Raw genomic sequence first — 15,096 nt, forward strand, 5'->3', positions numbered from 1 at the left:
CCGCGCCTCACAGTCCGAGAATCATCTGCGCGATGATGTTCTTTTGAATTTCGTTCGAGCCGCCGTAGATCGACGTCTTGCGGTAGTTGAAGTAGTACGCGGCGAGCGGCGCGGCATCGTCGTCGCCCGCGATGCTGTGCGCCCGTTCGCCTTCCAGGAACGGCACATCGAACGGCGCCGCGAGCGGGCCGACCGCTTCGTACATCAGTTCAGTCAGGCCTTGCTGCACTTCCGTACCCTTGATCTTCAGCATCGACGCCTCCGGTCCCGGCCCGCGTCCGCCCGCCTCATTCGCGACGACGCGCTGCACCGTTATTTCAAGCGCCATCAGTTCGATTTCGAGACTCGCGACCTTCGCGCCGAAGAGCGGATCGTGCAGCAATGGCTTGCCGTTCTTCTTCCGATTCAGCGCGAGTTGCTTCAGAAACGCCAGCTCGCGCTTCGACTGGCCGACGCGAGCGATACCCGTCCGCTCGTGCCCAAGCAGATATTTCGCGTAAGTCCAGCCGCGGTTCTCATCGCCGACCAGGTTCTCGACAGGGACCTTCACGTCTTCGAAGAACACTTCGTTGACTTCGTGATCCTCGTCGAGCGTGACGATGGGCCGCACCGTGATACCCGGCGTTTTCATGTCGATCAGCAGGAACGAAATGCCTTCCTGCTTTTTCGCGCCGCTGTCGGTGCGCACGAGACAAAACATCATGTCGGCGTGCTGGCCGAGCGTCGTCCAGGTCTTCTGCCCATTCACGACATAGTGATCGCCTACACGTTGAGCACGCGTGCGCAACGATGCGAGATCCGAACCCGAGCCGGGCTCCGAATAGCCCTGGCACCACCAGTCGCTGCCGTCGAGAATGCGCGGCAGATAGCGGCGCTTCTGCGCTTCGCTGCCGTATTTCATCAGCACGGGCGCGACCATCGACACACCGAACGGCAACACGGTTGGCGCGCCGAGGCGGGCACACTCCTCGTCCCAAATATGACGCTGCGTCACGTTCCAGTTCGGTCCGCCGTATTCGGCCGGCCATGCAGGGGCCGACCAGCCACGCTTGCCGAGCAGCGCATGCCAGCTCGCGTAATCGTCGCGGTTCAGACGTTTGTGATTGAGGACTTTGTCGCGGAGCGCGTCAGGCAGATTAGCCTCGAGCCATGCGCGAATGTCGGCGCGGAATGCGTCGTCGGCGGGGGAATAATTCAGATCCATGCGCAGAGTCTCCTGGCCGCGGCCTTGCGCCGCCAGGAGCACTGCAAGCGTTCGCTTATTGCAGCGGCTCTTTCAGTGCGGCGGGCACAGGCAGCGGCATTACGTCGATGCCTTCTTCGACGAGGGCTCGTGCGTCTTCCGGCGTGGTCACACCCCGGATGCTGCGAGCGGGCGCTTCGTTGTAGTGAATGCGCCGCGCTTCCTCGGCGAAGCGGTCGCCCACGTTCTCGGTCTTGTCCAGCACCTCGCGCAGCGCGCGCATCATGTGCGCCTGCAGCTCGCCAACGTCCGCAGCCGCCTTTTCCTTCGATGCGCTCGACGCGCTCGTCGCACCCGACAAATTCAGGCGCGGCGCCGACGGCAAACGGCTTACTTCCGTTGCACCGCAAATGGGACAGGCAACCAGTTTGCGGGACAACTGCGACTCGAAGTCATCGGCGGAAGCGAACCAGCCTTCGAACCGATGATCGTGCGGACACTGTAGATCAAGGACCTTCATGGGAATCAGGGCTTGCGTACGAGTTTATCGCAAAAACGACATTTATGAACGGTCGTTCGCTAAATCCAGGCGCCTTTTGCGAAACGATCAGCACGCCCGCGAACGGTAACCAGCCATTCTAGCGCTTTGGCGTCTGGCGCGCCGACGCGCGAATCACTGAACTTCCACGAGCGCAAAAAGCGAAAACGGCAGCGCAAGGCTGCCGTTCTCGTTCGACACCGAACGGTGTTGCGCTGGGAATCAGCCCGCTTCCGGCGCATTTTCCGGCCATGCGCCCGACAGGAGCTTTTCGAGCCAGAACGTGCCGATGATCGTCTTCACATCGCTCAGCTGACCGGTGCGCACCCACTCCGACACATCCGACAGCTTCGCGATGAACGTCTCGAGGAATTCGCCGTCGTCGAGCTTGCGCTCACCCGCCGTCAGGCCGCGCGCGACGTAAATGTCGATGAATTCAGTCGAGTAGGAAATGATGGGATGAACGCGCGTCAGATAGATGTACTCACGCGCCGTGTAGCCCGTTTCTTCCAGCAGCTCACGCTTTGCGCACGTCAGAGAATCTTCGTTAGGATCGAGCTTGCCCGCCGGGTACTCGTACATCACCTTGCCCATCGCGTAGCGATACTGGCTTTCCATCAGCACGCGGCCGTCGTCGAAGAGCGGAATCACCATGACGGCGCCGGGATGTTTCACGTACTCGCGCGTCGCGTGCTTGCCATCAGGCAAGCGCACCGTGTCGAACTTGACCGTCATGAACGGCCCTTGATACGCGACTTCGCTCGTAATGCACGTCTCTTTGAGTGCAGCGTCGTGATCGGGAAGTTCTGCCATGTGCGACCCCTTTGCAGCAAAGGGCGCGACGGCCGAAACCGTCAGCGCCGTTTGACGAGATATTGAAACGTGAAGCCCGGGAAGGCGAAAACGATGAACAGGCTGAACGTGATCGCGTAGAACTGCCAGCCCTGCTCGAAGCGGTTGCCGGCGCGCGCTTCGAGCATGAAGCCGAGCGCGCCGACGATGAAATACAGCACGATCAGTTCACCGATCCGGATCCACGCACTTTTCCTGGCGGCCCGCAAAGGCACGACACCGAATACGCGCTGGTTCAGGAACGGCAGGTTGGCGCCGACGAGCGCCAACAGCACGATGAACCACCCCGCTGCCGACATTACAGCGGCAGCGTATGGGAAATCGCGTTGAGGCAGATCGACATCAGTGGACCCGGAACGATACCGAGCACGAGCACGGCCACACCATTGAGTGCGAGCAGCGTGCGCTTGCAGGCGTCGCCGACGATCGGCGTCGTGTCGACGGGATCGTCGAAGTACATCAACTTGACGATACGCAGGTAATAGAACGCGCCAAACAGCGACGTGATCACAGCCAGCACGGCGAGCCACGTGAGACCCGCGTTCATCGTCGCTTCGAGGACGGCCAGCTTCGCGTAGAAACCGACTGCCGGCGGAATGCCTGCGAGCGAGAACATCATCACCATCATCACGAACGCGAACACCGGACTACGCTGATTGAGACCCTTGAAGTCGTCGAGCGTTTCGGCTTCGAATTCGCGGCGCGCGAGCAGCATCACGACGCCGAACGAGCCGAGCGTGGTGATCAGATAGACGATGCTGTAGAACATCGCGGAACCGTAGGCGCTCGCAGCCGCGCCCGTCTTGCCGTCGACCACGCCGGCCAGCAGCCCGAGCAGCACGAAGCCCATGTTCGAGATGGCCGAGTACGCCAGCATCCGCTTGACGTTGCGCTGGACGATCCCCGTGATATTGCCGACGATCAGCGACAGCGCAGCCAGAATGACCAGCATTTCCTGCCAGTCGACGGCGAGCGGCAGCAGGCCCATCACCAGGAAGCGCAGCCCCCATGCGAACGCAGCGACCTTTGGACCGCCGCCGACGATCAGCGTCATTGCAGTCGGCGCGCCCTGATACACGTCCGGTACCCACATGTGGAAGGGCACTGCACCCATCTTGAACGCGACACCCGCGACGATGAAGATCACGCCGAACAGCAGCACGACGTCGTTGATGCGGCCCGATGCGACGGCCTTCAGCACTTCGTTCAGTTCCAGCGAGCCCGTCGCGCCGTACAGCATCGAGATGCCGTACAGCAGGAAGCCCGAAGCCAGCGCGCCCAGCACGTAGTACTTCATCGCGGCTTCGGTCGACGGCGCGTTCTCGCGACGAAGCGCAATTGCCGCATAGAGCGACAGCGACATCAGTTCCAGGCCGAGATACAGCGTCAGGAAGTTGTTGCCCGAGATCATCACCAGCTGGCCGAGCAGCGAGAACATGCCGAGCAGGAAGAAGTTGCCTTCGTAGAGGCCGCGGTCTTCCAGATACTTGCGCGAGTACACGATCGACACCGCGTAGCCCAGCGACACGACCGCCTTCATCACGCTGGCGAACGGGTCCACCACGTACATGCGCGAGAAGAAGTATTGCGGCCCGGCGCCCGGCGTGAGGGCATCGATGGCGAACCAGATGCCGGCCACGACCGTGGAAAGCAGCGCGATGAAATACGTCGTGCGGCGGCTGTTCGGGCCAACGAACGTGTCGATGAGCCACGCGACGACGATAGCGGCCATCACCAGCGCGTCGGGTAACAAGGCGGTCATAGGTGCGTTTTGCATGATCTTTAAATTCCTCCGCTTCGCATTACTGCGGTAGCGGCAGCTTCGACTGCGCAACGTGGGACAGGAGATTTTCCACCGACACGTGCATTACTTCGGTAAAGGGCTTCGGATAGATGCCCATGTACAGCGTCAACACCGCGAGCACCCCCAGCATGAAGAATTCGCGGCGGTTGATGTCGATGAGGCTTTTCACGTGATCGTTCACAACCGCGCCGAAGTACACGCGCTTGTACATCCACAACGTATAGGCCGCGCCGAGAATCAGCGTCACGGCCGCGCCGAACGCGATCCAGAAGTTGTACTGGACAGCGGCCAGAATCACCATGAACTCGCCGACGAAACCGGAGGTGCCCGGTAGGCCGCAGTTCGCCATCGAGAACAGCATCACGAGCGCCGCGAACTTCGGCATCGTGTTCACGACGCCGCCGTAGTCGGCGATCTGACGCGAGTGCATGCGGTCATACAGCACGCCGATGCAAAGGAACATCGCGCCCGACACGAAACCGTGCGAGATCATCTGCACGATCGCGCCTTCCGTGCCCAGCTGGTTGAAGATAAAGAAGCCGAGCGTGACGAAGCCCATGTGCGCAATCGACGAATACGCAACCAGCTTCTTCATGTCGGCCTGCACCATCGCGACGAGGCCGATGTAGACCACCGCGATCAGCGACAGCGTAATGACGACGGGTGCGAGGAAGTGACTTGCGTCCGGTGCGATAGGCAGCGAGAAACGCAGGAAACCGTACGCACCGAGCTTCAGCATGATGGCCGCCAGCACGACCGAGCCGCCCGTCGGCGCTTCCACGTGCGCGTCCGGCAGCCACGTGTGGACAGGCCACATCGGCACCTTGACGGCGAACGCGAGGAAGAACGCGATGAAGAGCAGCACCTGCGGCGTCATCGACAACTTTGCGGCGTGCCATGCGGCCAGGTCGAACGTGCCCGTCTGCGTGTACAGATACAGCAAGCCCACCAGCATCAGCAGCGAACCCATCAGCGTATAGAGGAAGAACTTGAACGCCGCGTACACGCGGTTCGCCCCGCCCCACACGCCGATGATGATGTACATCGGAATCAGCGTCGCTTCGAAGAACACGTAGAACAGCATGCCGTCAGCTGCGCAGAACACGCCGACCATGATGCCCGACAGGATGAGGAACGCCGCCAGGTATTGCGCGACGTTCTTCGTGATCACTTCCCATGCGGCGATCACGACGATCACCGTGATCAGCGCCGTCAGCACGACGAACCACATCGCGATACCGTCGATGCCGAGGTGGTACGTGATGTTGAAGCGCTCGATCCAGTTAGCCTTTTCTTCGAACTGCAATGCCGCCGTACTCGTGTCGAAATCCGTGATCAGCGGAATCGTCACGATGAAACTCAACACCGACCCGATCAGCGCAATCCATCGCGCCGGACCGGGATTGCGATCTGAACCGATGGCCAGGACCACCAGGCCGAAAATAATCGGCATCCAGATCGCGATACTCAGAATCGGAAACGTCGTGTGCATGAGAAGTGTCTCCAGCCTGTTCTTATTTGCCGCCGAGCGTTACAAACAGGGTCAAGAGCCCCAGCATGCCGATAATCATGGCGAATGCGTAGTGGTAGATGTAACCCGATTGCAGGAAACGGATAACGCTCGCAAACCAGCCGATGAAGCGCGCGCTACCGTTGACAACGCCGTCGATGACCACGACATCGCCTTCCTTCCACAGGCCGCGGCCGATGGCCACGGCGCCGCGTGCGAACACGACTTCGTTGATCTTGTCCATGTAGTACTTGTTATCCAGCAGCGTGTAGATCGGACCGAAACCACGCTTGACGACGGCGGGCAGATCCGGACGCTTCAGGTACAGGAACCACGCCACCACCACACCCGCCAGCGCCAGCCACGCGGGCAGGCCCGATGCAGCGTGCAGGCCCATCGAGGCCCATCCCTGGAATTCTTCCGCCATTTCGTGCAGCGCCGGATGGTTTTCGCCGATGAAAATCACCTTCTCGAATGCGACGCCGTGCTGGAAGAAATCGCCGTACAGCATCGGCCCGACCGCGATCGCGCCGATCACGATGGACGGGATGGCCAGCAGAACCAGCGGCACCCAGACGACCCACGGCGTTTCGTGCGGCTCGTGAGCGTGGTGGTCGTCATGACCGTGGCCGTGATCGTCGTGACCATGACCGTGACCATGCGCAGCCGCTTCTGCACCCATCGGCGAGTCAGGATGCTTCGGACCGCGGAAGCGCTCTTCGCCGTGGAACACGAGGAAGTACATGCGGAACGAATACAGCGCCGTCACGAACACGCTCGCGACAACCGCGAAGTATGCGAAGCCCGAACCCGGCAGATGCGACAGCTTCACCGCGTCGATGATCGAATCTTTCGAGTAGAAGCCCGAGAAGAACGGCGTACCGATCAGCGCCAGCGAACCGATCAGCGACGTGATCCACGTGATGGGCATGTACTTGCGCAGACCGCCCATATTGCGCATGTCCTGGTCATGGTGCATGCCGATGATCACGGAACCTGCGCCGAGGAACAGCAGCGCCTTGAAGAACGCGTGCGTCATCAGGTGGAACACGGCGACCGGATAGGCCGACACGCCCAGTGCGACCGTCATGTAACCAAGCTGCGAGAGCGTGGAGTAAGCGACGACACGCTTGATGTCGTTCTGCACGATGCCCAGGAAGCCCATGAAAAGCGCTGTGATCGCGCCGATCACCGTGATGAACGACAGCGCCGAGTCCGACAACTCGAACAGCGGCGACATGCGCGTCACCATGAAGATACCGGCCGTCACCATGGTTGCCGCGTGAATCAGCGCGGAGATCGGCGTCGGGCCTTCCATCGAATCGGGCAGCCACACATGCAGCGGGAACTGCGCCGACTTACCCATCGCGCCGATGAACAGGCAGATACACGCGACCGTCAGCAGGCCCCAGTCGGTGCCCGGGAACGACAGCGAAGCGAGTTCGTGGCTCTTCGCGAACACGTCGCCGTAGTTCATCGAGCCGCCGTACGCGAGGATCAGGCCGATGCCGAGAATGAAGCCGAAGTCGCCCACGCGGTTGACGAGGAACGCCTTCATGTTGGCGTAAATCGCGCTTTCACGCTTGAAGTAGAAGCCGATCAGCAGGTACGACACGAGACCCACCGCTTCCCAGCCGAAGAACAGTTGCAGGAAGTTGTTGCTCATCACGAGCATCAGCATCGAGAACGTGAACAGCGAGATGTACGAGAAGAAGCGCTGGTAGCCCGTTTCTTCGTCGGCCATGTAGCCGATTGTGTAGACGTGCACCATCAGCGACACGAAGGTGACGACGCACATCATCATCGCCGTCAGCGTGTCGACGAGAAAGCCCACCTCGAACTTCACCTTGCCGACCGTCATCCATTCGTAGACGGTGGCGTTGAAGCTGCCGCCATTCAGCACGTCGAGGAAGACGATGCACGAAAGAACGAACGAAATCGCGACGCCGAGGATCGTGACCGAGTGCGCACCGGCACGCCCGATCGCATTGCCGAACAGTCCCGCGATCAGCGAGCCGGCCAGCGGTGCAAGCGCAACCGCCAGCAACAGGTTTTCATTGAGTGTCGTTGACATAACAGCCTGTGCCTGAAGTTAACCTTTGAGCTGATCGAGATCCTCGACATTGATCGTGTCGAGGCTACGGAACAGGGTCACCAGAATTGCAAGACCGATCGCCGCTTCTGCTGCTGCAACCGTCAGCACGAAGAAGACGAAGATCTGGCCATGCACATCGCCGAGATAATGTGAGAACGCGACGAAGTTCGTGTTGACCGCCAGCAGCATCAGCTCGATCGCCATCAGGATGATGATGACGTTGCGGCGGTTCAGGAATATGCCAACGATGCTGATTGCGAACAGGATCGCGCCGAGCACGAGGTAATGGGCAAGGGACAACATATTTTTTCTCCTCCTGACGTCAGCTGTTCTTGCCGGCGCCCGAGTCACCGGTAATGGCTTCGGGTTCGGCCAGACGTTCCTTTTCAGCCGCCATCTTGACCACGCGCACACGGTCTTCGCGGCGCACCTTGACCTGATCCGACACGCGCTGGCGCTTGCTGTCCTTGCCGTGACGCGTGGTCAGCGCAATCGCCGCGATGATCGCAACGAGCAGCACGAGGCCGGCCACTTCGAACGCGAAGATATAGTCGGTGTAGATGATCTTGCCGATCAGACGCGTGTTCGACCAGTCCGCGGCGCCCGCGACGGCGGCCGTCGTGTCGCGCACCGGCTGAACCGTTGCACCGTACCCGTGCCACAAGATGAGCGCCGTTTCGATCACGATGATCGCGCCCACCACGGTCGCCATCGGCACGAAACGCTTGAAGTCGCGTCGCAGCACGTCGAGATTGATGTCCAGCATCATCACGACGAACAGGAACAGCACCATCACCGCGCCGACGTATACCAGCACCAGCAGGATCGCGAGGAATTCCGCCTGCAGCAGCATCCAGATCGCGGCCGCGTTGAAGAACGCGAGCACGAGGAACAACGCGGACGACACCGGGTTGCGCGAAGTGATCACCTTCAGCCCTGACACCGTCAGGAGTAGCGCGAAGATGTAGAACAGTACGGTCGTGAAGTCCATGATTACCGATTCATCGTTAGGCCATCGTCAGGCTTGGTGCCCTGGCGCGCGTCGCATTCTGCATTGTGTTGCTCGACGCCGCGCCGGAGCGGTCTGGCTGCGCCGCGCGGTCTCATGCCTGTCAGACCACGCAGCGCCGAACTGCTGTATCAACCCGAATCAGCGATACGGTGCGTCGGCTGCCTTGTTCGCAGCGATTTCCGCTTCGTAACGGTCGCCGACGGCCAGCAGCATGTCCTTCGTGAAGTACAGATCGCCGCGCTTTTCGCCGTGATATTCGAGGATGTGCGTTTCGACGATCGAGTCGACCGGGCAGCTCTCTTCGCAGAAACCGCAGAAGATGCACTTGGTGAGGTCGATGTCGTAGCGCGTCGTGCGGCGCGTGTTGTCCGCGCGCGTTTCCGACTCGATCGTGATCGCGAGCGCCGGGCACACTGCTTCGCACAGCTTGCAGGCGATGCAGCGCTCTTCGCCGTTCTCATAGCGGCGCAGTGCATGCAGGCCGCGGAAACGCGGCGAGATCGGCGTCTTCTCTTCCGGGAACTGCACGGTGATCTTGCGCTGGAACGTGTAGCGTCCCGTCAGCGCGAGGCCCTTGAGCAGCTCGGTCAGAAAGAAGGTCTTGAAGAAATTTTGGATTGCGGTCATGGTTCGTCCGCCCTTTAGTTCCAGATATTCAACGGCGACATGATCCAGAAGCCGACCACCACGACCCAGATCACGGTGACAGGCAGAAACACCTTCCAGCCCAGACGCATGATCTGGTCATAGCGGTAGCGCGGGAACGTCGCACGCACCCAGATGAATACCGACAGCAGGAGGAAGACTTTCAGGACCAGCCAGACAATGCCCGGGATGAACGACAGGAATTCGAACGGTGCGCTCCAGCCGCCCAGGAACAGGATCGATGCCAGTGCCGAAATGACGATCATGTTGATGTACTCGGCGAGGAAGAACAGCGCGAACGCCATACCCGAGTAATCGATCATGTGACCCGCGACGATTTCCGACTCGCCTTCCACCACGTCGAACGGGTGACGGTTCGTTTCGGCGATACCCGACACGAAGTAGACGACGAAGGCCGGCAGCAACGGCAGCCAGTTCCACGACAGGAACGTTACGCCGTGACTCGCGAAGATGCCGCGCATCTGCGAACCGACGATGTCCGACAGGTTCATCGTGCCCGCCGTCATCATCACGACGACCAGCGCAAAGCCCATCGACACTTCGTACGACACCATCTGTGCCGCTGCGCGCATCGCGCCGAGGAACGCGTACTTCGAGTTCGACGCCCAGCCCGCCAGAATCACGCCGTACACGCCGACCGACGAGATCGAAATCGCGTACAGCAGACCCGCATTGATGTCGCCCAGCACCGCGCCCGCCTGGAACGGAATCACCGCCCAGACCGCGAATGCGGGAACCACCACCATGACGGGGGCAACCAGATAGACCCAGCGGCTTGCCTGAGTCGGCTGGATCACTTCTTTCAGCAGCAGCTTGAGCACGTCGGCGATCGGCTGCAGCAGACCGGCGGGGCCGACCCGATTCGGGCCAAGACGAACGTGCATCCAGCCGATCAGCTTACGCTCCCACAGGATCAGGTACGCGACACACAGCAGGATGACGACGGCCACTACGAGAATGCGCACGAGGGCCCACACGGTGGGCCATGCGACGCCGAGAATCTGGGTGCCGCCCGCGTTGATCGATTCGAACAAGGTCATTTACGCCTTCTCCACCACCAGTTCACCGAACAGGCTGCCCAGCGCTGCACCGGCAGGCGTAGCCGCCGACACGCGGACGACCGTCTCCGCAAGATTCGCATCACGCACGGCCGGAATCTGCACCGAGCGATCGCCCTGACGAACGCGCACCGCGTCGCCCTCCTTCAAACCCAGCCGGTCGAACAATGCGGCCGGCAGACCGACCGAATGGGCAGCCCGCGCCGCTGCCGTCAGGTGCAGCGATTCGGCGCGGCGTACGAGCTGGTCGGCGTGGTAGATCGGCACATCGGCGATGCGCTCGAACGTACCTTGCGCTGCCTTCGCGGCGCTGCTGCGCGCAACGGCGACCGACGTGCTGTTCGACAGACGCGGCGTGAGGTCGCTGTCGCCCAGCGCCGCGGCGCGCACCTCTTCCGCCGTATCGAAGTCGAAGCCCGACGCGCCGAGCAGGTTGCCCAGCACGCGCAGCACCTTCCACGCCGGGCGCGTATCGCCAAGCGGACGCACGACGCCGTTGAACATCTGCACCGTGCCTTCCGCGTTGACGAACGTGCCGGCCGTTTCAGTGTACGGCGCGATGGGCAGCAGGACGTCGGCATACTCGGCGCCCGTCTGGAACGGCGACAGCACGACGACCATTTCCGCCTGGTTCAGCGCGGCCAACGCCTGCGCCGGGTTAGCCGTATCGAATTCAGGTTCGAGGTTCAGCAGCACATAACCCTTGCGCGGCTGTTCGAACACTTCGCGAGCGTTCAGACCACCCTCGCCCGGCAATGCGTTGACGAGATGCGCGCCGACCGTATTCGCCGCTTCCGTCAGGAAGCCGAGCGTCGCACCCGTCGTTTGTGCGATCCACTGAGCCGCTGCGTGAATGCGCCCGAATTCCGGATGCTGGACAGCGCCGTTGCCCAGCAGCACGACACGCGTTTCGCCTGCCCCGAGCGCAGCCGCCGTCTGCTTCGCGGCATCGGAGGCCGTTGCGCCTGCGAATGCTTCTGGCAATGCGACGCCCTTCGCTTCCGACACGGCAGCCGCGATGCCAGCCAGTTCGTCGAGCCAGGCCGACGGCGCCGCGGCGATGCGCGCCGCTTGCGGGATCAGCGCGTCGTCGCGCGTCGCCTGCAGCAGTGTGATCGTCGCGCCGCCCTTCGCTGCCTGACGCAGACGCGCGGCAAACAGTGGATGGTCGCGGCGCAGCGACGAACCGATCACCAGCGCACTGTCGAGCATCGACAGATTGGCGATCGACGTGCCGAGCCACGGCGTACCGTTTGCACCCGCCGAGAAATCGGTCTGACGCAGACGGAAGTCGACGTTCGGCGTGCCGACAGCCTGAGCGATCTGCTTGAGCAGGAACAGTTCCTCGACCGTGCTATGCGCGCTGCCGAGCGCCGCGATTGCGTTCGCGCCGTGGTCGTCCTTGATGCCCTTCAGGCCCTTGACGACGTATTCAAGCGCCGTCTGCCAATCCGTCTCGATCCACTGGCCGCCCTGCTTCAGCATCGGGCGCGTCAAACGTTCCGGGCTGTTGAGGCCTTCGTACGAGAAGCGGTCCTTGTCCGAAATCCAGCATTCGTTGATGGATTCGTTTTCGAACGGCAGAACGCGCATCACGCGATTGTTCTTCACCTGCACCACCAGGTTCGCGCCGACGGAATCGTGCGGGCTCACCGACTTGCGGCGCGACAGCTCCCACGTGCGGGCGCTGTAACGGAACGGCTTGCTGGTCAGCGCACCGACCGGGCAAAGGTCGATCATATTGCCCGACAGTTCGGAGTCCACCGTCTTCCCGACGAACGACGTGATTTCCGAGTGTTCGCCGCGGCCGAGCATGCCGAGTTCCATCACGCCAGCGATTTCTTCGCCGAAGCGCACGCAGCGCGTGCAGTGAATGCAGCGCGACATCTCTTCCATCGAGATCAACGGGCCCACGTTCTTGTGGAACACCACACGCTTCTCTTCACTGTAACGCGACGACGACTTGCCGTAACCAACAGCCAGATCCTGCAGTTGGCATTCGCCGCCCTGGTCGCAGATCGGGCAATCGAGCGGGTGATTGATCAGCAGGAATTCCATCACCGACTGCTGGCCCTTCACCGCCTTTTCCGACTGGGTGCGCACGATCATGCCCGCCGACACCGGCGTCGCGCACGCAGGCACGGCCTTCGGCATCTTCTCGACATCGACGAGACACATCCGGCAGTTGGCCGCAATCGACAGCTTCTTGTGATAGCAGAAGTGAGGGATATAGGTATCGACCTTATGCGCAGCCTGAATGATCATGCTGCCTTCGGCCACCTCTACTTTCTTGCCGTCTATTTCAAGTTCAACCATGATGGTCAATCTTCCTTAACCTGTTACCGCTCAATCGTTCGCCCGCTCGCTGCTTCGCTCATCGCGACGCAGCAGCGCCCGCGTCTGCCTCAGCTTTATGCAGCGACCGTTTCAGAGGCCGCCGCCGCGTCGGCATGACCGCCCGTGAGGCAACGCTTGTTGGCGACGTGATACTCGAATTCGTCCCAGTAGTGCTTGAGCATGCCTCGCACCGGCATCGCAGCCGCATCGCCGAGCGCGCAGATCGTGCGGCCCATGATGTTTTCGGCGACCGAGTTCAGCAGGTCCAGGTCTTCCTTGCGGCCCAGACCATGCTCGATGCGATGCACGACGCGATACAGCCAGCCTGTGCCTTCACGGCACGGCGTGCACTGACCGCACGACTCTTCGTAATAGAAGTACGACAGGCGCAGCAGCGAACGAACCATGCAGCGCGTCTCGTCCATCACGATGACCGCGCCCGAGCCCAACATCGAGCCCTGCTTCGCGATCGAATCGTAGTCCATGTCGGTTTGCATCATGATGTCGCCCGGAATGACCGGGGCCGACGAACCGCCAGGAATCACGGCCTTGATCTTCTTGCCGCCGCGCATGCCGCCCGCCAGTTCCATCAGGGTGGCGAACGGCGTGCCGAGCGGAATTTCATAGTTGCCCGGACGCTCGACGTCGCCCGACACCGAGAAAATCTTCGTGCCGCCGTTGTTCGGCTTGCCCATTTCGAGGTAGTTCTGCGGACCGACGGCCAGCAGAAACGGCACGGCTGCGAACGTTTCCGTGTTGTTGATCGTGGTCGGCTTGCCGTACACGCCGAAGCTCGCCGGGAAAGGCGGTTTGAAGCGCGGCTGACCCTTCTTGCCTTCCAGCGATTCGAGCAGCGCCGTTTCTTCGCCGCAGATGTATGCGCCATAACCGTGGTGCGCATGCAGTTGGAACGAGAAGCCCGAGCCCATGATGTTGTCGCCGAGGAAACCCGCTGTGCGCGCTTCTTCCAGTGCGGCTTCGAAGCGTCGATAGACTTCGAAGATTTCGCCGTGGATGTAGTTGTAGCCGACGGTGATGCCCATCGCGTAGGCGCCGATCGCCATGCCTTCGATCAGCGCATGCGGATTCCAGCGCAGGATGTCGCGATCCTTGAACGTACCCGGTTCGCCTTCGTCCGAATTGCAGACGAGGTACTTCTGCCCAGGAAACTGACGCGGCATGAAGCTCCACTTGAGCCCCGTCGGAAAGCCCGCACCGCCACGGCCGCGCAGCCCCGACGCCTTCACGTCGGCGATTACCTGCTCGGGCGGAATCTTTTCTTCGAGAATGCGGCGCAGCTGCTTGTAGCCGCCGCGCTCGACGTAGTCCTGAAGATGCCAGTTGTCGCCGTTGAGGCCGGCGAGAATCAGCGGCTTGATGTGACGATCGTGTAAAGACGTCATTTCGAAAGTTCCTCGAGGAGCTGGTCGATCTTCTCGCGGCTCATGAAGCTGCACATACGATGGTTGTTCACGAGCATCACGGGGGCGTCACCGCACGAGCCCATGCACTCGCCCTCTTTGAGGGTGAACCTGCCGTCGGGCGTGGTTTCGCCGAAGTCGATACCGAGCTTCTGCTTCAGATATTCGGCGGCACTGTCCGAACCGCCATCGGGACCGAGCTGGCACGGCAGGTTCGTGCAGAGCGTGATCTTGTATTTGCCGACCGGCTTTGTCTCATACATCGTGTAGAAGGTGGCGACCTCCTGCACGGCGACGGCCGGCATGCCGAGATAGTCCGCCACGAACTGCATCAGTTCGGGCGACAACCAGCCATGCTCTTCCTGACCAACGGCCAGAGCCGACATCACGGCGGACTGTTTCTGATCGGCGGGGTACTTCGCGATCGCGCGATCGATTTCTTTCAGGCCTTCAGCTGAGATCATTTTCAGACACGACTCTTTCAATTCCTACCGAACGAAAACCTGTCGCGCACTGCGTATTGCGGCATATTGCGACAGACCCGGCGTTCCTTTGCTTGACGCGCGCTCCGCTTCTCATGCTTTATCGGCTGCGGGAGCGCGTGCCTTGATGAAAACCGC

Annotated in this window: 14 protein-coding genes; all 14 read right to left on the reverse strand. The window is 61.3% G+C overall.

Annotation, left to right across the window (positions count from 1 at the left end; all coding sequences use genetic code 11):
* Nucleotides 1–7: 7 nt before the first annotated feature.
* On the reverse strand, nt 8–1,204 hold the full coding sequence (locus BPHY_RS10160; RefSeq protein WP_012401381.1) for an acyl-CoA dehydrogenase family protein: 1,197 nt from the start codon (nt 1,202–1,204) through the stop codon (nt 8–10).
* Between the two features lie 55 nt (nt 1,205–1,259).
* Nucleotides 1,260–1,703, reverse strand: a complete 444-nt coding sequence (locus BPHY_RS10165) for a DUF1178 family protein (protein WP_012401382.1) — start codon at nt 1,701–1,703, stop codon at nt 1,260–1,262.
* A 240-nt stretch (nt 1,704–1,943) separates the two neighbouring features.
* Entirely contained in the window at nt 1,944–2,534 is a 591-nt protein-coding gene (locus BPHY_RS10170) for an NUDIX domain-containing protein (protein WP_012401383.1), read from the reverse strand.
* Between the two features lie 41 nt (nt 2,535–2,575).
* Nucleotides 2,576–2,872, reverse strand: a complete 297-nt coding sequence (locus BPHY_RS10175; protein WP_012401384.1) for a DUF2818 family protein — start codon at nt 2,870–2,872, stop codon at nt 2,576–2,578.
* Nucleotides 2,872–4,350, reverse strand: coding sequence for an NADH-quinone oxidoreductase subunit NuoN (gene nuoN / locus BPHY_RS10180; RefSeq protein ID WP_012401385.1), 1,479 nt, complete (start codon nt 4,348–4,350; stop codon nt 2,872–2,874). The genes BPHY_RS10175 and nuoN overlap by 1 nt, the downstream gene beginning before the upstream one ends.
* Nucleotides 4,351–4,375: 25 nt before the next feature.
* Nucleotides 4,376–5,869, reverse strand: coding sequence for an NADH-quinone oxidoreductase subunit M (locus BPHY_RS10185; RefSeq protein WP_012401386.1), 1,494 nt, complete (start codon nt 5,867–5,869; stop codon nt 4,376–4,378).
* A 22-nt stretch (nt 5,870–5,891) separates the two neighbouring features.
* Nucleotides 5,892–7,961 (reverse strand): NADH-quinone oxidoreductase subunit L, encoded by a 2,070-nt coding sequence (gene nuoL, locus BPHY_RS10190; RefSeq protein ID WP_012401387.1) that lies wholly within the window; start codon nt 7,959–7,961, stop codon nt 5,892–5,894.
* 18 nt (nt 7,962–7,979) lie between these two features.
* Nucleotides 7,980–8,285, reverse strand: coding sequence for an NADH-quinone oxidoreductase subunit NuoK (nuoK, locus tag BPHY_RS10195; protein WP_007588140.1), 306 nt, complete (start codon nt 8,283–8,285; stop codon nt 7,980–7,982).
* Between the two features lie 19 nt (nt 8,286–8,304).
* Complete coding sequence (locus BPHY_RS10200; protein WP_012401388.1) at nt 8,305–8,973, reverse strand: NADH-quinone oxidoreductase subunit J; 669 nt, start codon at nt 8,971–8,973, stop codon at nt 8,305–8,307.
* A 159-nt stretch (nt 8,974–9,132) separates the two neighbouring features.
* Nucleotides 9,133–9,621 (reverse strand): NADH-quinone oxidoreductase subunit NuoI, encoded by a 489-nt coding sequence (nuoI, locus tag BPHY_RS10205; protein WP_012401389.1) that lies wholly within the window; start codon nt 9,619–9,621, stop codon nt 9,133–9,135.
* 14 nt (nt 9,622–9,635) lie between these two features.
* Nucleotides 9,636–10,700 carry an NADH-quinone oxidoreductase subunit NuoH gene (gene nuoH / locus BPHY_RS10210; RefSeq protein WP_012401390.1) on the reverse strand — a complete coding sequence of 355 codons (1,065 nt, stop codon included), beginning with the start codon at nt 10,698–10,700 and terminating at the stop codon, nt 9,636–9,638.
* Entirely contained in the window at nt 10,701–13,034 is a 2,334-nt protein-coding gene (gene nuoG / locus BPHY_RS10215; protein WP_012401391.1) for an NADH-quinone oxidoreductase subunit NuoG, read from the reverse strand.
* A gap of 95 nt (nt 13,035–13,129) precedes the next feature.
* Nucleotides 13,130–14,458, reverse strand: a complete 1,329-nt coding sequence (nuoF, locus tag BPHY_RS10220) for an NADH-quinone oxidoreductase subunit NuoF (protein WP_012401392.1) — start codon at nt 14,456–14,458, stop codon at nt 13,130–13,132.
* Complete coding sequence (nuoE, locus tag BPHY_RS10225) at nt 14,455–14,940, reverse strand: NADH-quinone oxidoreductase subunit NuoE (RefSeq protein ID WP_012401393.1); 486 nt, start codon at nt 14,938–14,940, stop codon at nt 14,455–14,457. The genes nuoF and nuoE overlap by 4 nt, the downstream gene beginning before the upstream one ends.
* Nucleotides 14,941–15,096: the final 156 nt, after the last annotated feature.

The organism is Paraburkholderia phymatum STM815, assembly GCF_000020045.1.
GTDB lineage: Bacteria > Pseudomonadota > Gammaproteobacteria > Burkholderiales > Burkholderiaceae > Paraburkholderia > Paraburkholderia phymatum.

Excerpts from the sequence above, each read along its gene's own strand:
- nuoF (WP_012401392.1), bottom strand. The coding sequence starts at position 14,458 with ATGACGTCTTTACACGATCGTCACATCAAGCCGCTGATTCTCGCCGGC.
- BPHY_RS10160 (WP_012401381.1), bottom strand. The coding sequence starts at position 1,204 with ATGGATCTGAATTATTCCCCCGCCGACGACGCATTCCGCGCCGACATT.
- nuoK (WP_007588140.1), bottom strand. The coding sequence starts at position 8,285 with ATGTTGTCCCTTGCCCATTACCTCGTGCTCGGCGCGATCCTGTTCGCA.
- BPHY_RS10165 (WP_012401382.1), bottom strand. The coding sequence starts at position 1,703 with ATGAAGGTCCTTGATCTACAGTGTCCGCACGATCATCGGTTCGAAGGC.
- nuoG (WP_012401391.1), bottom strand. The coding sequence starts at position 13,034 with ATGGTTGAACTTGAAATAGACGGCAAGAAAGTAGAGGTGGCCGAAGGC.
- BPHY_RS10175 (WP_012401384.1), bottom strand. The coding sequence starts at position 2,872 with ATGTCGGCAGCGGGGTGGTTCATCGTGCTGTTGGCGCTCGTCGGCGCC.
- BPHY_RS10170 (WP_012401383.1), bottom strand. The coding sequence starts at position 2,534 with ATGGCAGAACTTCCCGATCACGACGCTGCACTCAAAGAGACGTGCATT.
- nuoH (WP_012401390.1), bottom strand. The coding sequence starts at position 10,700 with ATGACCTTGTTCGAATCGATCAACGCGGGCGGCACCCAGATTCTCGGC.
- nuoE (WP_012401393.1), bottom strand. The coding sequence starts at position 14,940 with ATGATCTCAGCTGAAGGCCTGAAAGAAATCGATCGCGCGATCGCGAAG.
- BPHY_RS10200 (WP_012401388.1), bottom strand. The coding sequence starts at position 8,973 with ATGGACTTCACGACCGTACTGTTCTACATCTTCGCGCTACTCCTGACG.
- nuoL (WP_012401387.1), bottom strand. The coding sequence starts at position 7,961 with ATGTCAACGACACTCAATGAAAACCTGTTGCTGGCGGTTGCGCTTGCA.
- BPHY_RS10185 (WP_012401386.1), bottom strand. The coding sequence starts at position 5,869 with ATGCACACGACGTTTCCGATTCTGAGTATCGCGATCTGGATGCCGATT.
- nuoI (WP_012401389.1), bottom strand. The coding sequence starts at position 9,621 with ATGACCGCAATCCAAAATTTCTTCAAGACCTTCTTTCTGACCGAGCTG.
- nuoN (WP_012401385.1), bottom strand. The coding sequence starts at position 4,350 with ATGCAAAACGCACCTATGACCGCCTTGTTACCCGACGCGCTGGTGATG.